Consider the following 16,427-nt stretch of genomic DNA (forward strand, 5'->3'; position numbering starts at 1 on the left):
CGAATTTGATCAGTGAGGTGGAATAAAATGAAAAATAAAAAATGGACGAAAATCGCACTCGGTGTAATGGCGGCTTTGTTAATCATGCCGGTATCGACATTGGCAGATGCTTCACCAGGTGATGAAATTGTTACACTCGGGGAAGATTTATCGTCAGAACAACGTGAACAACTCTTAAATGAGATGGATGTAGTGGAAGATGAAGTGATGATGGTCATGGTGTCCAATGAAGAGGAACATGAATACCTGGGTGATTATATCAGTGCATCTGTAATTGGCAGTAATGCACTGTCATCATCGAAAATCACCTTGCTTGAATCAGGTTCAGGAATGGACGTTACGACAAATAATATCAACTGGGTCACAGAAGGTATGTACGCCAATGCGCTGATTACGGCTGGTGTGAAAGATGCAGAAATTTATGTGACCGCCCCATTCGAAGTGTCAGGTACTGGTGCATTAACTGGACTGATTAAGGCATATGAAGCATCCATGGACGAAGTTATCCCGGAAGATCAAAAACAGATTGCCAATGAAGAACTGGTTAAAACAGCAGAACTTGGCGAAGAACACGGGAATGAAGAAGTTACTGAACTGATGGCTCGTATCAAAGAGGCGCTCGCTGAGGAGGATATCGAAACAACAGAAGATCTTCGCGAACTGATCAGACGATTAGCTGAAGAACTCGGAATTTCTTTATCTGATGAAGATTTAGAAGGGCTTGTCTCATTATTCGAACGGATGAAGGAGATGAATATTGACTGGGATCAAGTGAGAAGTCAGATTGATTCCGTTCGTGAGAATATCAGTGATTTTATCGGCTCTGATCAAGGCCAGGGTATCATCCGTTCTATCATTAACTTCTTTAATGATTTACTGGATACGATTTCGGGCTGGTTTGCATCCGCAACTACATTTTATAAACCATAATTTTTTACAGATTGGACCTGCTGGGATTCAGCAGGTCCAATTTTTCTGATGCTGTATGGACCTTTCACTTCGCTCCAGGAGTGAAGTATAAGTGCAACAAAGGCGCTCGTCTTTGATTTAAGAAGAGGCTACGTTTTCTTCACAGTTTTTCAGTATAAAATAAATCACAGGAGCTGTTATTCAACAGGTTTATGCGGACTTTCACCATTTTATACGCGGCATTAGAGCCAGTTTTTGATGAAACTTTTTTGAGTGATGGCTCGTAGATGTTCTTAAGGGGAATTACTGATACAATAGATTCAAGTAAAGAAATGAACATGAGAGGTGAGACACATGGAAATGCTTGAGATGGCCGCTGTAGGCTTTGTCGTTGTTTTTATTGCAACCTTATTTATATTTGGAGAACTGATGGTGAGAATGAAAGGTTTCTTTGCCGTGTTGGGAATCTTGTTAATGGCACTTTATTTCTCCTATCATATTACAGGAGCGGAAAGCCTTTGGATCGTCGTTCTTTATCTTGTTGGATTAACGTTGATTATCTTTGACGGAAAAGTAACAGCAGACGGTTCGGTGGGGATTTTCGGTGTTGCATTTATGGTTGCCGCAATTGCACTGCCTTCACCTGGGTGGATTTATGGTGTGCTTGTTGCCATGGCACTGATTCTGGCTGCTCCTACATCGTTTCTTTTTACGAAAGTATTCCGGAAGCGACAAATGTGGAACAAGATTCTTTTTGAAGATAAGCTGACCAGCGATAAAGGGTATAATTCCATGAATGAAACCTATAAAGACCTGGTCGGTAAAAAAGGAATGACGAAAACATCATTCAGGCCAACGGGTACAGTTGAAATCGAAAATAAAATGTACAGCGCCACATCCGATAACCAGTGGCTTGATGCAGAAACTGAGGTTACAATCATTGCAGCAGATGGTACCCGAATTCTCGTTGTACCGGATAAAGAAGATGCATCGATCCCTTCACAATCATAATGAAAACAATAAAGCAGCACCGGTCAGTATGATGAGACCAGTGCTGCTTTTTTATGCATGAAGTTGTAATCACTCCCATGAATCAGTGCATGTGTTATTCAATCGTGAAGGAACTGTCAATCGGGGATGATGTCTATATGCTTATTCCGTGGATGGGCCCTGCTCTGAACGGGCCTGATCTCTTGTATAGGCAAGGTTTCTCAATACTAGATTCATCATGGTTATGGCGATTACCCAATAGATAGCGAATTGAAATGGAAAATTCAATTGAAACAGATCAAACAATGCAAACAAGGTTGTTGGTAAGGTAACTGCAAAGGCTGAAAGTACCCAAGCCTGGCTGTACTTCAAATCATTGAATACATTTCGCTTTAATAACATCGTAATGGCAGCGAGTACCGTTACGCCAATGAATTTCATGGCTGTGTTGACTAAATATATCAGTACGCCAATGATTGTCAGTATGATGGTCAACGAGCCGCCAATGGTATCAGATAACGAAACAAATTCAGCTTTACTGAAATCATCACCTAATTGCTGGTAACTGAACGTCTCATAAATATCGCCAGTCAAGATCACTGCGTCTCTTTGAAGCAGGGCGATCCCTTCATCGTATTCGAGCAAATCGTCCGGTGTATATTCCCCGTCAGGATCAAAAATGATCATCACACCATCGTCGGTTTCAGTCACAGATGTTCCTTCTTCGGATTGAAGCACACCATTTTCAACGTTGAATTCCGGGAAAGCTCTCAGCTGTTCGTCAACATCGTCGTATAGTGAACTGAAATTTGATGTTGTGATTAAGATCAGTGGAAGGGATGTAATGAACATAAGCAGAAACACATACAGGATCGCTCTGCCAATTCTTTGGCGTTTAAAAGAGGCGATGGTGTTCGGTTGAAAAAGACTGTAAAAAAATTGGTTGAAAATATTCACGATGTCATCTCCTGTTCTGTCATGCAGTTTAAAATGAAATATCAGCTATTATTGTATCTTACATCAGTTCGAAATCTCAAATGTTTTAATGTGTTATACTAATCGACCTGTTTTCAAGGGAAAATTAATAAAATCTTTACAAAGAGTTAATGGTTGCTTTACAAACTTCACGTACGATAAAGGACGGTAAGGGAACTTTACAATGGTAACAGGGGGATCACACATTGGAGATCGGACTTCAGGAATTATTATTTATGTTTTTTGGCGGTCTGGCCATCTTTTTGTTTGGGATCAAGTACATGGGAGACGGCTTACAGCTAGTTGCTGGTGACAGACTGAGAGAACTGCTGGACAAGTATACATCAAACCCGCTGATGGGTGTCATCGCAGGTATCGTCGTTACTATTTTATTACAAACCAGTACTGGAACAACCGTTCTGGCCATCGGACTTGTCAATGCAGGTTTTATGAAATTCCGTCAGGCCATCGGAGTTATTATGGGTGCGAACATCGGAACAACGATTACCGCATTTATTATCGGTTTAAAAATATCAGAATATGCTTTGCCGATCATTGCAGTCGGGACATTCCTAATCTTCTTTTTGAAAAATAAAAAAGCCAACAACTATGGTCAGGTAATCTTCGGATTTGGTGCATTATTTTATGGACTGAATTTGATGGGAGATGGGTTAAGGCCGTTACGTGATCTGGATGTATTTGTAGAGTTAACTTTAAACATGAGTACAAATCCATTGTTGGGCGTATTGATAGGTACCATTTTCACCGTCAGTGTTCAGAGTTCTTCGGCTGCGATCGGTCTGCTGCAGCAACTATATGCGCAAGGTGCCATGGATCTCCCTGCGGCTTTACCTGTCTTATTTGGTGATAATATCGGGACTACCATTACGGCGGTATTGGCTTCACTCGGGGCTTCACTTGCTGCGAAGCGTGCAGCACTCACACACGTGATATTTAACGTTGTCGGAACGATCATCGTGTTGATTTTTGTCGGTCCTTATATTCGCATGATGGAATTTCTCGAGGGACAATTCAATCTTAACCCGGAGATGACAATCGCGGTGGCACACGGGATTTTCAACGTGACAAATGTTATGATTCAACTACCGTTCATTGGTTTCCTTGCGTGGATTGTCATTAAAATCCTTCCTGGTAAAGAATCCGTTATTGAATTCAATGCTCAAAATCTTGATCCTACATTGATCAATCAGTCGTCTTCCATAGCCCTTGGTCAGGCGAAAAAAGAAACACTCCGCATGGCTCAGCTATCTGCAGAGGGACTGAAAGAAGCACTGAATTTCGTCGAGACAAAACAAAAGAAATCTGCCGAATTAACATATCAATTCGAGGATGCAGTGAACAATCTTGACAAAAAAATTACAGATTATCTGGTGAGAATTTCGACTAATTCTCTTACAGCAGCTGATTCCAGACTTCACAGCGTACTTCTTGACACCGTTCGAGACATTGAACGGGTAGGGGACCATATGGAAAATATTGTTGAGCTGGCCGAATACCAGGTCACAAATAAAGTGAAATTATCAGATGAAGCAATGACCGATATTCGTGATATGTTTACGTACACTTTGGATACACTGGATAAGGCGATCGAGTCTTTGGATAAAGATGATACGGATATTGCAAAAGAAGTTATGGAAATGGAAGAAAAAATTGATAAAATGGAACGGAAATATCGAAAAAAACACATCATTCGTTTGAACGAAGGACTTTGTGAAGGCTCTGCAGGGATCATTTTCGCAGATATGATCAGCAATCTCGAGCGCATTGGCGACCATTCTGTGAACATTGCAGAAACTGTTATTAATGAGTAACTGATTTTAGTGGGTCGATGGTTGATAACCATCGACCCAACTATGTAATAAATGAGTTGAACCGATGAATAGAATTTATTTACTTATCGTCAAGTTTTATAATGGCGATCCTTTTTTCAACCTTATTTTTATTATCAAAAAAATACAGACTCCCGATTTTAAAAAAACAATTGACGAAGTGTGTTTTAACATGCTATGATTTCACTTGTGCTTTCCGATATGGCGGCGTAGCTCAGCTGGCTAGAGCGTACGGTTCATACCCGTGAGGTCGGGGGTTCGATTCCCTCCGCCGCTACCAATTTTATTTTCTGGACCCTTAGCTCAGTTGGTTAGAGCAGACGGCTCATAACCGTCCGGTCGTAGGTTCGAGTCCTACAGGGTCCACCAATTGCATACTCGGAGGAATACCCAAGTCTGGCTGAAGGGATCGGTCTTGAAAACCGACAGGGGCTTTACCGCCCGCGGGGGTTCGAATCCCTCTTCCTCCGCCATAACCGTTCACGTACCACTACAGTCCGCTGTGGTGGTTTTATTTTTTTCGAAGAAGTGAATAGTATAGGTGAGTACGAAAACAGGAGGGGACATCATGAACGTTACTATTACACAACAGGCAAACGAAGCATTGAAGAAACAGAATCATTTTGACTGGATCATTAAATATCAAACCGACGATTGCGGTTGAGTCGTCAATGGTGTAACGGGGCTGTATGCTCTGTACGAAAAACAAGAAGGACTCGAAGAAATCGATTCTTTAAATACAGATTTGACTTTTTATATCGAAACACGTTATGCATGGGTCATGGAGGAAGAAATGATCATTGATTATGACGAGAATCGGAATGTATTGAGGCTGAAATCGGCTGCGATGATGTTGAACCCGACGCTCGGTATCGTTCACAATTAGAATTTCAAACAGAAGATCTTGTGTTTAAAAAGGTTTATGATTTGAAAGTATCGGGTAAAATTGTTAATGTGTAATCGTACAAGAGAACTTTTCCAATGTGAAAAAGTTAAAAAGTTCTTGTGAAGACATTTTGGATTTAAAAATTTAAGGAGGAGATTTTAAAATGGCATTTACACTACCTGAACTGCCTTACGCACACGACGCACTGGAGCCTCATATTGATGAGGAGACAATGAAGATTCACCATGGTAAGCACCACAACACGTATGTCACGAAGCTCAACGATGCAATCGCGGGTCATTCAGACCTCGAGGCAAAAAGTATCGAAGACCTTGTGAAAAATTTAAATTCCCTCCCGGATGCCGTTAAGGGGCCGGTTCGTAATAACGGAGGCGGTCACTTAAATCATACAATGTTTTGGACATTGATGTCACCAAACGGTGGAGGAGCACCAACAGGTGATGTTGCTTCTGACATCGAAGAAACTTTCGGAAGCTTTGATAAATTTAAAGAAGAATTCAAAAATGCTGCATTGACCCGGTTTGGTTCAGGCTGGGCATGGCTGGTTGTTAATAACGGCAAGCTTGAAGTAACCAGCACACCAAATCAGGATAATCCAATCACCGACGGTAAAACCCCAATTCTTGGCGTAGACGTTTGGGAGCATGCGTATTATCTCAAGTATCAAAACAAACGCCCTGACTATGTGGATGCATTCTTTAATGTGATTGATTGGGATCGTGTTAACGAACTTTATAAAGCAGCAAAATAATCATCACTATTCAGCCACCCTCTTCTGATTCAGGAGAGGGTGGCTTTAATACTGGATTTAGCGGTCAATCTTGTATATTTTTGTTTTTCGTAAAGGTGAGGTTATGATATAATACAAATAAATCAACGGTGCCTGCGATGCTGGTGTACTTCGATTGTAATTCGAACCGAACATTCAATCACATAGGGAGCCTTACCATTGAAGAAATGACAACAGGCCTGGTAACGTGCCGGGAAGTTGAAAATTCTTCTGCGGGCACCCACCTGCTTTAGGCGGGTTCGTGATCAAGAGAAGCTAACCGCATCGCGGGCATAAATTTGCAGACACTCCGGCATAACCGGAGTGTCTCAAATTATGTCATGATACGTTAAAGGAGACAGAATTATGCCGAAACAAAAACGAACGAAACCGCATATTCCCCTTCGGCTAAATATATTATTTTTCATGGTTTTTATTCTTTTTTCATCTTTGATTCTTCGTCTGGGCGTCGTTCAAATTGTTCAAGGTGAAGAATTTCAGGAAGTAGTGGAGCGTACGTCGAGTGATGTCACTCCTGTAGAGGCGCCGAGAGGTCTGATTTACGACCGGTATGGAAATCTGCTCGTAGGTAACGAACATGTTCATACTGTAACGTTTACAAATCGACACACATCTGCTGCCGAAATGCTCGAGATCTCTCAGCGCTTAAGCGAGCTGATTGATGTGGATGCGGATGACATTTTCGAGAGCCGTTATGAACAGGAAAGAAAGGATTTCTGGTCCGTGCTCTATGATGAGAAATTTGAAGAACTGCTGCCTCTCAGTGAAGCACAGGAGAGAGATTTGACAGATGGTGAAGTTTACCACGAACGGATCGATGCTGTTTCTGAAGAGCATCTTGAGATGATCTCAGATGAAGAATGGGAGTCCTTCGCGATTTGGCGTGATTTAAGGCGGGGTATGAATAATGTACCTCACAAATTGACATCTGTTTCTCATGAAGAAGCTGCAAGAATTATGGAGCATATGGAGAACTTAACAGGCATTGATGTCATTCGGGATTCAAAGAGGATTTACACATACGGCAGTCACTTAAGAAGCATAATGGGCAATGTTGGCAGTATTCGTTCAGAGAATCTTGAGAGGATGCTGAGTCAAGGGTACGAGCGAACAGATCAGGTAGGGAACACGTTTTTGGAAGCGCACTATGAAGCCGTTCTACGTGGGAGGCCCGGAACAATTGAAACCTTTACAAATCGTGATGGCGAACAGGTTCAACCTCCGGAAGTTACGGAAGGAAGCCGGGGCAATGATCTGATTCTCTCATTTGACCTTGAACTGCAACAACAAATTGAAGACATTATTGATGACATTACCAGCGAAAGATCAGGGAGTTACGTTGGAGAACCGGACGCGCACATCGTTATGATGGAGCCGGAAACCGGTGATGTCCTCGCCATGTATGGTAGCGGGAATACAGCTTCACCAATGCAATCTTCCTACGAAATGGGGTCTTCTGTAAAAGGTGCAACACTGATTACTGGTTTCAGCAATGGACTTATCAGACCCGGCGAAGTGATCATTGACCGTCCGACAAACCTCGGTGCTGATGGCGGTGGGAGTATCAGTTCCGTGGTTAACATGGGACCGATAAATGACTTAGAAGCTTTGGAACGTTCCTCCAATGTATATATGTCGACTGTCGCAATGAGATTGGCAGGATTCACACCTGGTGTTTCTACAAGCTGGGAGAACTGGCAGTTTGGTTTTAGCTGGCTCAGAGATCATTTTGGTGAATTCGGTTTGGGGACATCTACGGGGATTGATTTACCAGGTGAGAGTACAGGGATTACAGGGCCGATTACTCCGGAGCCAGGTAACATGGTATTCCTGACGTACGGTCAATATGATACCTATACACCACTGCAACTCGCTCAGTATACGGGTACGATTGTAAATGATGGAGTCAGAGTGGCTCCGAGAGTTGTGACAGAAATCCGTGAAGCAAGTAATCAAACGGGGGATATTGGTGCAATTTCCCAAATAAGAGAGCCGAAAGTGATGAATATTATCGATACTGATCCATCTTACTTTAATCGTGTCAAAGAAGGATTTAATCGAGTTGTTACCGGTGAGCGTGGGACAGCAAGAGCATATTTCCAAAATCGTGATTATACCCTCGGTGCCAAGACAGGAACAGCTCAGAGTTTCTTTGAAGGGCAGAACGTCAACAATCAGACGTTTGTGGCATTTGCTCCATATGATGATCCGGAAGTGGTGGTCTCCGTCGTAGTGCCTTTTGTCTCAACTGAAGATGGAAATGCAGGTATCGCCAATACCCTTGCAGAAGCCGCGCTGGATGCCTACTTCGATTTGAAAGAAAACAGAAAAGGTCCTGAAGTACCGGATAACGGTTCAGCAGATGCAGAGGAGTAGAGAGTATAGTAACGAAGAAAGAAGATGTCCCGGAGATGGGATCATCTTCTTTCTTCGTCAAGTGAAGTTAAACTTCGTTTAAGGATGAATTGATGATAACTATCACCATAAGAGACTTGGCAATAAACCTGAATAACCTATGGGGTAGTAATGGTTTCGATAATGTCAGTACTGTCCATTTCACTTGTCAAAAAATAAGAGCCTGTCTGAATTTGTTGAGAAAGTCCGGAGTCTGATATAGTTGCTTCAAACTGATTTCGGCTGTCGATCAACCTGAGATCGAACAATCGCTCGGAGATGTCTGAAGATGTTTCACCTGCACTGATTTCAAGCATAGCATGAATCGCTGGTGCATCTTCGGGGCTGCCTGAATCAGCAGATCGGTCCTCATCTTCAAGTGCTGTGATTTCTTCTGTCAGCTCCTGCAGTTGCATCGTAAGGGCCTCATTCGTATCCTCAAGCGTTCTGATCGTTTCTTCGAGTTCTGATACCTCGGATTCTTCTGATGCTCCTCTGGAGCCTGTCACAGACTCTTCACTCATCCCAATCAGTTCCGGATGAAAAAAGTAGGCATAGGCCAGCATACTTCCGGCAAAAAACAGTGCGGTTGCTGCACCTCGGAATTGTTCTTTCATATCATTATCCTCCAGTTAATTGGACAGAATTTCTTCGATGTCATCCGGGTCACGACTTGTCATATCAGCGATGTCTTCGACAGAATGACCTTCTTCATACATGGACAATACATCATCCCGATCAAGTCTCACGGGTTGTTTCTCATCAAGAGGAATAATATATTCTTCTTCTAGAGCCTTGATCTTTTTCTTTAATTGATAGATTTCCTGCATCATTTGAATTGAATGGGTTTCAAATTGTTTCTCAACAATTGCAATTGAACTCTTCTGAAACAAGGAAATGATGTATAATAGCAGGGCTGCAAATAGCAGTCCAATGATGGCGATTTCCATGGCAGACACCTCCTTGAATGATCAATTCCAAAGTATATCGTATCAGAATAACGGGAGCAATACATCATCAAATTTTCAAATTGTACCAGATGAATTTATTTCCTCGAAATCTCTTGATTGTATGCCGGATATTTGCTATCATTCTAAGGTATGAATAAGAAGTATGTTTGGAGGGAAAGCTCATGCGTGTACAAGTAACTCTAGCCTGCACGGAAACTGGCGACCGTAATTACATTACAACAAAGAATAAAAGAAATAACCCGGACCGTATTGAATTCAAAAAATACAGCCCGCGTTTAGGTCGTCACACACTTCACCGTGAAACGAAGTAAGTGAAGTGAAAGAGCCTGGAAACCTTGTCGTAAAGGATTTCCGGGCTCTTTTTATGTCGATCTTGGTTTGAATATTTTCCCGAGTGGAAAAACTTTGGTGAATTCTCCTTCCGGTGCCTGATCGAGACCGCGGTCGATCATATTGACCCTGGAATCAATCATATCAATCAAATGAATAATATGTGCTTCCAGGGTTTTCGGTTCTACCGGAGAGCCCCACTCCTGTCTGCCGTGGTGGCTTAAAATGCAGTGCTGTAACTGATATACTGCTTCGTTTTCGAGGGGGCTTAATTTATCATCCCGTTCTGTGATGATGATTTGAACTTCACGGTCGACGAGCATGGAGGCCATGGAAATATGACCGATAAATTCCCCTGGTATGCTGTATTTCGGAGCAGAAAAGCTGGTGTACTCCATCACTTTTGCTACGTCATGGAGAGCCATCCCAGCCAGAATGAAATCCTTATTCACAGACGTATACCGATTACAGATATCAAGACCGATACGCATCATACAAACTGTATGGTAGAGGAGCCCACCTGTAAATGTGTGATGGTTATTTGTGGCTGCCGGAAACTTCACAAATCGGGATTCGTATTTTTTGTAAATGGATTGGGTGATTTTCCGGATCAAAGGATCCAGGATATCACCAAGCATGGCTTCAAATTCTTGAATCAGGTCAGAAACAGGTTCTGGTGGGGTTTCCAGAAAATCCTCGAGATTAACTTCGTCCTCTTTGGCCTGACGAAAATAACGAACGGTCATTTGCAACGCGTCATTATAGGTGGAAGTATCCCCTTCAATATAGAGGATCTGGCCTTCTTTTAACATGACCGCAGCTTCATCTTCTCTGCCTGCAAATTGGTCATGCCAAACCTTGGCAGGCAGGGCTGTGCTTTTTTTAGAGAGCATCAGGCTGTAAAAAGGATCGCCTTTTTTTGTCTGGCCAGGCGTTGATTGTCTGACAAATGCAAATCCTTGAAAGGAAAGTTGCGGTTGTGTCAATTCTTCAAAATGTTGAATCATATTGGTGGGCCTCCTGACTGAGTCGGTTTATAATACCAGTTTACCAAAAAAACATCCTTTGGTGAGATATTCCCCGAGTCAAATTCGCGGGATGCATGATAAAATGGATAAAGGATTCTTTTATTCTATTTTCGGGGGAGTTTTCATCAGCATGAAAAAAGAGATTCGTAATCGGGTGCTTCAAAAACTGAAACAAATACCGGCTGAAGAAAAGACGTTTCAGGAGAGCGAGCTCTCTCAAAAGCTCTTTCACTCTGCTGTGTGGAAAAGAGCTGAGACTGTCAGCTTAACGCTCAGTTTATCTCATGAACTGAATACCGCAGAGATCATCAATCAAGGGTTGGTTGAGGGTAAAAAACTGGTAATCCCTCGTTGTCAGCCTGCAAACCGGACAATGACATTTTATCCATTCACAGATCGCTCGTCACTGATTCGATCTTCCTTCGGGGTGCTCGAGCCTGATCCTGATGTTTTGACCCCGGTAGATCCAGAAGAGATCGATCTCATCATTGTACCTGGAATTGCATTTACATCTTCTGGGCAAAGAATCGGTCATGGAGGAGGCTACTATGACCGTTTTCTCGCGAAGCATCCGGACATTGAAACAGTCAGCCTCGTTTTACAGGAGCAACTTGTAAAAGAGATCCCCACTGAAGTTCATGATATAAATATAAAACAGATCTATCAATTTAAAAAGGAGTCTTCATCATGACAAATGAATGGGAACGATATTCAAGACAGATGCTGTTTAATCCGATTGGTGCAGAAGGCCAGAAAATGCTCAGTGAATCAAAAGTATTAATTGTCGGGATGGGAGCACTTGGTACAGTTGCTTCAAATCATCTTGCCCGCAGTGGCGTTGGTCATATTGTATTTTGTGATCGGGATTATGTAGAAGCCAGTAACCTGCAGCGGCAATCACTTTTTGATGAACAGGATGCTTTGGATATGTTACCCAAAGCGGTGGCAGCCGAAAAAAAACTGAAGTCGATCAATTCATCCATTGTTGTCGAAGGAATTGTTACGGACGTCACTGCAGAGAATATACATGGCTTGATGCACGGCGTTGACATTGTGATGGATGGAACGGATAATTTTTCTACCAGGTACCTGCTTAATGATGTGGCTTTTCAATACGGTGTCCCATTTATTTATGGAGGTGCGGTCAGTTCCAGAGGAATGGGTGCGATGTTCATTCCGGGTGAGACCCCTTGCCTGCGCTGCCTGTTTCCGACTTATGATGCGAGCGGACAAACGTGTGATACGATCGGTGTTCTCTCCATGGTGGTCGATGCTGTTGCCAGTCAGGAGGCATTGATGGCTATAAAGTATCTGACAGGCAATAAAGACCAGATTGAAAGGTCATTATATACGATCGATATGTGGAGGAATGACCATTTTTCCATGGGATTTGGTAAAGCTGTTCCTGCTTGTCCGACGTGCGGGACGAAAGAATTTCCTTCCTTGAAAGCATCTGAAGGGGACCGTATCACGACCTTGTGCGGACGTGAAACGGTTCAGATACTGCACTCTGGACGACTGGACCTGAATCACTGGGCCTCTGTTTTGAAACCGGTGGTTCAAGAGGTAAAAGAGACGCCCTTTTTAGTGAAAGCGATATTAAAAGAAGGTGAAACCCTGGTACTGTTTCCAGACGGCAGAACACTGGTACAGGGAACGGAAGATGTGATGAGGGCGAAGTCGTTATTCACGAAATATGTTGGAAGTTAGGACTATTAGTTCACTTAAATTGTGAAGAAAAATACAAAAAAATAATTGTAACAGGTTTGCTAATGTGCAGAAGAAGGGTATCATTGTAGTGTGAATGAATCGAAAAAGAGAGGCTGATGCATCTATGATCAATTCAAAATCTTCAAGAGTCGTTATTATCGGAACAGGAGCGGTAGGATCCAGTTACGCCTTTTCGATGATCAATCAGAATATCACCGATGAAATGGTACTGATCGACCTGAACAAAAACAAAACCGAAGGCGATGCAATGGACTTGAATCACGGTATCCCATTTGGTGCACCCACAAAAGTCTGGGCCGGAGAGTTCAGTGACTGTAAGTATGCAGACATTGTTGTGATCACCGCAGGTGCTGCGCAAAAACCGGGCGAAACCCGTTTGGATCTTGTCGAAAAAAACGCGAATATCTTTAAAGGAATTGTTGATAATGTCATGTCATCAGGTTTTAATGGCATCTTCATCGTTGCAACGAATCCTGTGGATGTGCTCGCTTATGCGACCTGGAAATTTTCAGGATTACCGAAAGAGCGTGTGATCGGCTCAGGTACGATTCTTGATACAGCAAGGTTCCGTTTTCTTCTCAGCGAATATTTCAATATTGATGTTCGCAACATTCATGGGTATATAATGGGTGAACATGGTGATACGGAATTGCCAGTCTGGAGTCAGACACGTATCGGTTCTGAACCGATCATGACCTATATGGAAAAGTACAAACCTGATGGTAATCAAAAGGAGCTTGATGAAATATTCGTCAATGTTCGGGATGCAGCTTACCACATCATAGAACGTAAAGGAGCAACGCACTATGCGATTGCGATGGGTCTGGCCCGATTGACGAAAGCAATCCTGAGAAACGAGCAATCGATTCTCACCGTTTCAACGCTTATGGAGGGTGAATATGGACTGAAAGATGTTTATATTGGTGTGCCTGCCATCGTAAGCCAAAAAGGTGTGGAAAGAGCGATCGAAATCGATTTGAACGACGAGGAAATGAAAAAATTGCATCATTCTTCCGAAACGCTTCGTGAAGTGATGAAGCCGATTTTGTAAACAATCGATATGAATGAATTGAACTGCCGTAATGATTTGCGGCGGTTCTTTTCTATGTTATTAGAGCATGCTTTGGTATACTGGAAACAAGATGCAGGAAATGACAGGGGTGACAGTGTTGAATGAAATGACTGAACGCGTCCGATTCTGGGAAGTGCTATATCACTTAATCATCCAGGAGAAGATGCGATTAATCCATATGAACGAAACGGAAGAAACTGCCTGGATTGAAGACGACAGGCGAGAGTATTCGCAGATCATTCGCATTTCCCGTAAGAACTTTGATTGGAGTAACCAGCTCAGAGGGGATATTCAGCGAACACAAAAAACGGCGGAGGACCTGCGGAAAAAATTAAACCTCCGCCAGGCAAACGTAATCAATTTGATTCTATCGCAGTTCACGCCAATTGATGACTATGAGGAATTGTTATCCGGTGCATTGCCATTTACTGCTGGAGGAAAAGGGCAATTCCGCACGATCTTATTGACAATGGATCAGTTGGAGGAGCGTTTTTTCCCATTGGCGACAGAATGGGAATTGACAGAGACCCCGTCGTTCATCCCAGTGCCCCAACTTGAAGTTCAGGGCAATGAAACGGAAATCATTCAGACGATGAAACACATGATTAAAAAAGCATCGAGGGATAGGCAAAATCAGGAACAATCGCTTTTTTTACAGGGGAAACTCCGACTGACCACCTTGCTTATAGGCGTCGTTGTTCCGATTTTTCTGTGGATGGAATATGTCGGATCCACAACAAGCACATTAACACTGGTGCAATTCGGCGCGAAGTACGATCCACTGATTCTCGAAGGGGAATGGTGGCGCTTCTTTTCGGCGATGTTTATTCATATTGGACCATTTCACTTATTAATGAATTCTTTAGCGCTTTTGTTTCTCGGAGGAGCGGTCGAAAGAATATTTGGTTCAAAACGATTTCTGGTGATTTATTTTGTCGCAGGGCTTTTTGGTTCAGTGGCGAGTTTTGTATTTAATGACAATATTTCTGCAGGGGCAAGTGGGGCAATCTTTGGTTGTTTTGGTGCGTTGCTTTACTTTGGTGCGAAGCATAAACGATTATTCTTCAGGACGATGGGCATGAACGTTATCGTTATCCTCGCTATTAATCTCGCGTTTGGCTTTCTCGTGCCCATGGTAGACAATGGCGCGCACATTGGTGGATTAATCGGCGGCTTTTTGGCATCCGCTATCACTGGTCTGCCCAATCACAGTCGTGATAAATCGATGCTGACAGCCCTCTTGGCAACCCTATTGTTATTATCAGCCCTGTTGTTTGCTGGTTTCAGACAGGATGTGGAACCGATGATGATGTCGTCAATTCAATTTCAGATGGCAGGCGAATGGGTGGATCAAAATGAATATGAACTTGCAAAGCCATACTTAAAAGAGATAATAGATTATAAGGAAGAGGATGTGAGAGAAGAAGTCTATGTAAACAGTCATTTTCTGTTATCGTATGTGTTTCTTCAGACAGATGAGCTGGAAGAAGCTGAGGAAAAGCTCCGAAAGACGATTGAATTAGACGATCAGTTTCATGAAGCTTATTATAATCTCGCCCTGGTTATGATGGAGAAAGAGCAATATGAAGATGCTTATGAATATGCACAAGAGGCGGCGTTCATTCGTCCGGAAACAGAGGATTACCAATCGTTATTGAGAGAGATCGAAGAGCTTCTATAACAAATTTCACCCCCGCAGATGCTAAATATACGGGGGTGAATGTTGTATTAACTTTGGATATCATAACGGTACAAGTCATCTTTAATGAACTCAGGCTGCTCTCTTGTAGCATGATCTTCGGCGAGGAGCGCACCAACAGGCGATGATTTTGAATCATTAATAATGGTAAATGGTACACGATGACGGTTAGCGAGTTGGATATAATCACTGTAAAAAGTATAATTCATTGCACCGTTGATATAGAGTCTGGCATTTTTGTGTTTGGTCATGGCTTCTCCCATTTGAGAATAAGTACCTCTTTTTCTGACTTGTGAACGGGTGAGTGCGATGATCACACGTTCAGCAAAATTGCTGAGAAAGAGCGCTTTTTCCTCGGGTTTCAGATCCGGTTTTCCATAGATCCCTTCTGAAAGGATTTGTTCAAGTTTTTGATTCATGTTTACATGCTCCTTTATCTGTTTCTTTTTCCTATTATAACAGTTACTTATGAAGCTGCAACTGAATTGTTCGGATTTTCACTTTGTTCAACAGTTGAATATTGATATACTATACAAAGGTAAAAACAGATTGACATGCCAAGCGGAGGTAATCAATGACATATTATGAATTGTTACAGGCTTTGAAGCCGTATCATTCCTTTATTTACACCGGAGACAAGCTGAGAGATCTTGATTTGATTGAAGAGGATGTTAAAGAACTTAGAAGATTGGGACTGATTGAACAAGCGTTCTTTCGGGATGCGATGCTTGTTATCTCGAAAGAACGGCATCAATTACTATCAAAACGCGAAGGATGATGA

Annotated in this window: 17 protein-coding genes, 3 tRNA genes and 1 other RNA gene; 16 read left to right on the plus strand and 5 right to left on the minus strand. The window is 42.5% G+C overall.

What is annotated here, in order from left to right; all coding sequences use genetic code 11:
* The first annotated feature begins 27 nt into the window (after positions 1–27).
* Both BBEV_RS06255 and BBEV_RS06260 read left to right on the plus strand, forming a co-directional pair.
* The gene (locus BBEV_RS06255) at positions 28–930 is read left to right on the plus strand and encodes a DUF1002 domain-containing protein (RefSeq protein ID WP_084007260.1); all 903 of its coding nucleotides are present in this window, start codon (positions 28–30) and stop codon (positions 928–930) included.
* Between the two features lie 333 nt (positions 931–1,263).
* Positions 1,264–1,920: an NfeD family protein gene (locus tag BBEV_RS06260; protein ID WP_069364690.1), complete on the plus strand. Its 657-nt coding sequence runs from the start codon at positions 1,264–1,266 to the stop codon at positions 1,918–1,920.
* Between the two features lie 141 nt (positions 1,921–2,061).
* Here the strand turns inward: BBEV_RS06260 and BBEV_RS06265 are convergent, their stop codons facing one another.
* Positions 2,062–2,856, minus strand: coding sequence for a DUF1189 domain-containing protein (locus BBEV_RS06265; RefSeq protein ID WP_069364691.1), 795 nt, complete (start codon positions 2,854–2,856; stop codon positions 2,062–2,064).
* Between the two features lie 254 nt (positions 2,857–3,110).
* Between BBEV_RS06265 and BBEV_RS06270 the strand changes: the two genes are divergently transcribed.
* From BBEV_RS06270 to BBEV_RS06300, 8 genes are all read left to right on the plus strand, one after another.
* On the plus strand, positions 3,111–4,706 hold the full coding sequence (locus BBEV_RS06270; protein WP_407690248.1) for a Na/Pi cotransporter family protein: 1,596 nt from the start codon (positions 3,111–3,113) through the stop codon (positions 4,704–4,706).
* A gap of 221 nt (positions 4,707–4,927) precedes the next feature.
* Positions 4,928–5,004, plus strand: a tRNA-Met gene (locus BBEV_RS06275).
* A 12-nt stretch (positions 5,005–5,016) separates the two neighbouring features.
* A tRNA-Ile gene (locus BBEV_RS06280) sits at positions 5,017–5,093 on the plus strand.
* Between the two features lie 11 nt (positions 5,094–5,104).
* Positions 5,105–5,197: transfer RNA gene (locus BBEV_RS06285), tRNA-Ser, on the plus strand.
* A gap of 272 nt (positions 5,198–5,469) precedes the next feature.
* Entirely contained in the window at positions 5,470–5,610 is a 141-nt protein-coding gene (locus BBEV_RS17140; protein WP_198155073.1) for an iron-sulfur cluster biosynthesis family protein, read from the plus strand.
* A gap of 163 nt (positions 5,611–5,773) precedes the next feature.
* On the plus strand, positions 5,774–6,382 hold the full coding sequence (locus tag BBEV_RS06290; RefSeq protein ID WP_069364693.1) for a superoxide dismutase: 609 nt from the start codon (positions 5,774–5,776) through the stop codon (positions 6,380–6,382).
* 126 nt (positions 6,383–6,508) lie between these two features.
* Positions 6,509–6,698, plus strand: a non-coding RNA gene (gene ssrS, locus BBEV_RS06295) — 6S RNA.
* 68 nt (positions 6,699–6,766) lie between these two features.
* Positions 6,767–8,797, plus strand: coding sequence for a peptidoglycan D,D-transpeptidase FtsI family protein (locus BBEV_RS06300; protein WP_069364694.1), 2,031 nt, complete (start codon positions 6,767–6,769; stop codon positions 8,795–8,797).
* 137 nt (positions 8,798–8,934) lie between these two features.
* Here BBEV_RS06300 and BBEV_RS06305 read toward each other — a convergent pair whose 3' ends face one another.
* Together BBEV_RS06305 and BBEV_RS06310 are read right to left on the minus strand one after the other, a co-directional pair.
* Positions 8,935–9,432: a hypothetical protein gene (locus BBEV_RS06305; protein WP_069364695.1), complete on the minus strand. Its 498-nt coding sequence runs from the start codon at positions 9,430–9,432 to the stop codon at positions 8,935–8,937.
* A gap of 15 nt (positions 9,433–9,447) precedes the next feature.
* Positions 9,448–9,765 (minus strand): hypothetical protein, encoded by a 318-nt coding sequence (locus BBEV_RS06310; protein ID WP_069364696.1) that lies wholly within the window; start codon positions 9,763–9,765, stop codon positions 9,448–9,450.
* Between the two features lie 182 nt (positions 9,766–9,947).
* On the opposite strand from BBEV_RS06310, the gene rpmG reads away from it, so the two are divergent.
* Entirely contained in the window at positions 9,948–10,097 is a 150-nt protein-coding gene (gene rpmG / locus BBEV_RS17145; RefSeq protein ID WP_013173240.1) for a 50S ribosomal protein L33, read from the plus strand.
* Positions 10,098–10,148: 51 nt separating this feature from the next.
* Here the strand turns inward: rpmG and BBEV_RS06315 are convergent, their stop codons facing one another.
* On the minus strand, positions 10,149–11,123 hold the full coding sequence (locus BBEV_RS06315; RefSeq protein ID WP_069364697.1) for a 3'-5' exoribonuclease YhaM family protein: 975 nt from the start codon (positions 11,121–11,123) through the stop codon (positions 10,149–10,151).
* Positions 11,124–11,274: 151 nt separating this feature from the next.
* Here BBEV_RS06315 and BBEV_RS06320 point away from each other — a divergent pair, with 151 nt between their 5' ends.
* The 4 genes from BBEV_RS06320 (at position 11,275) to BBEV_RS06335 (ending at position 15,628) form a co-directional block, all read left to right on the plus strand.
* Positions 11,275–11,835 carry a 5-formyltetrahydrofolate cyclo-ligase gene (locus BBEV_RS06320; protein WP_069366626.1) on the plus strand — a complete coding sequence of 187 codons (561 nt, stop codon included), beginning with the start codon at positions 11,275–11,277 and terminating at the stop codon, positions 11,833–11,835.
* Positions 11,832–12,854, plus strand: a complete 1,023-nt coding sequence (locus BBEV_RS06325) for a ThiF family adenylyltransferase (protein WP_069364698.1) — start codon at positions 11,832–11,834, stop codon at positions 12,852–12,854. The genes BBEV_RS06320 and BBEV_RS06325 overlap by 4 nt, the downstream gene beginning before the upstream one ends.
* A gap of 127 nt (positions 12,855–12,981) precedes the next feature.
* The gene (locus BBEV_RS06330; RefSeq protein WP_069366627.1) at positions 12,982–13,926 is read left to right on the plus strand and encodes an L-lactate dehydrogenase; all 945 of its coding nucleotides are present in this window, start codon (positions 12,982–12,984) and stop codon (positions 13,924–13,926) included.
* Positions 13,927–13,993: 67 nt separating this feature from the next.
* Positions 13,994–15,628 carry a rhomboid family protein gene (locus BBEV_RS06335; protein ID WP_084007264.1) on the plus strand — a complete coding sequence of 545 codons (1,635 nt, stop codon included), beginning with the start codon at positions 13,994–13,996 and terminating at the stop codon, positions 15,626–15,628.
* 47 nt (positions 15,629–15,675) lie between these two features.
* Here BBEV_RS06335 and BBEV_RS06340 read toward each other — a convergent pair whose 3' ends face one another.
* A complete protein-coding gene (locus BBEV_RS06340) occupies positions 15,676–16,065 on the minus strand; it encodes a YueI family protein (protein WP_069364699.1) in 390 nt (129 codons plus the stop codon).
* A 155-nt stretch (positions 16,066–16,220) separates the two neighbouring features.
* Here BBEV_RS06340 and BBEV_RS06345 point away from each other — a divergent pair, with 155 nt between their 5' ends.
* Positions 16,221–16,424: a YqgQ family protein gene (locus BBEV_RS06345; RefSeq protein ID WP_069364700.1), complete on the plus strand. Its 204-nt coding sequence runs from the start codon at positions 16,221–16,223 to the stop codon at positions 16,422–16,424.
* The last annotated feature ends 3 nt before the right edge of the window (positions 16,425–16,427 follow it).

It is taken from the genome of Salisediminibacterium beveridgei (genome assembly GCF_001721685.1).
In the GTDB taxonomy this organism is placed as follows: Bacteria; Bacillota; Bacilli; order Bacillales; family Salisediminibacteriaceae; genus Salisediminibacterium; species Salisediminibacterium beveridgei.

Bases quoted from the DNA above. Each gene is read 5' to 3' on its own strand.
- BBEV_RS06320 (WP_069366626.1), top strand. From the start codon at position 11,275: ATGAAAAAAGAGATTCGTAATCGGGTGCTTCAAAAACTGAAACAAATA.
- BBEV_RS06270 (WP_407690248.1), top strand. From the start codon at position 3,111: ATGTTTTTTGGCGGTCTGGCCATCTTTTTGTTTGGGATCAAGTACATG.
- BBEV_RS06260 (WP_069364690.1), top strand. From the start codon at position 1,264: ATGGAAATGCTTGAGATGGCCGCTGTAGGCTTTGTCGTTGTTTTTATT.
- BBEV_RS06335 (WP_084007264.1), top strand. From the start codon at position 13,994: ATGCTTTGGTATACTGGAAACAAGATGCAGGAAATGACAGGGGTGACA.
- BBEV_RS06345 (WP_069364700.1), top strand. From the start codon at position 16,221: ATGACATATTATGAATTGTTACAGGCTTTGAAGCCGTATCATTCCTTT.
- BBEV_RS06340 (WP_069364699.1), bottom strand. From the start codon at position 16,065: ATGAATCAAAAACTTGAACAAATCCTTTCAGAAGGGATCTATGGAAAA.
- BBEV_RS06305 (WP_069364695.1), bottom strand. From the start codon at position 9,432: ATGAAAGAACAATTCCGAGGTGCAGCAACCGCACTGTTTTTTGCCGGA.
- BBEV_RS06325 (WP_069364698.1), top strand. From the start codon at position 11,832: ATGACAAATGAATGGGAACGATATTCAAGACAGATGCTGTTTAATCCG.
- BBEV_RS06290 (WP_069364693.1), top strand. From the start codon at position 5,774: ATGGCATTTACACTACCTGAACTGCCTTACGCACACGACGCACTGGAG.
- rpmG (WP_013173240.1), top strand. From the start codon at position 9,948: ATGCGTGTACAAGTAACTCTAGCCTGCACGGAAACTGGCGACCGTAAT.
- BBEV_RS06255 (WP_084007260.1), top strand. From the start codon at position 28: ATGAAAAATAAAAAATGGACGAAAATCGCACTCGGTGTAATGGCGGCT.
- BBEV_RS06300 (WP_069364694.1), top strand. From the start codon at position 6,767: ATGCCGAAACAAAAACGAACGAAACCGCATATTCCCCTTCGGCTAAAT.
- BBEV_RS06315 (WP_069364697.1), bottom strand. From the start codon at position 11,123: ATGATTCAACATTTTGAAGAATTGACACAACCGCAACTTTCCTTTCAA.
- BBEV_RS06310 (WP_069364696.1), bottom strand. From the start codon at position 9,765: ATGGAAATCGCCATCATTGGACTGCTATTTGCAGCCCTGCTATTATAC.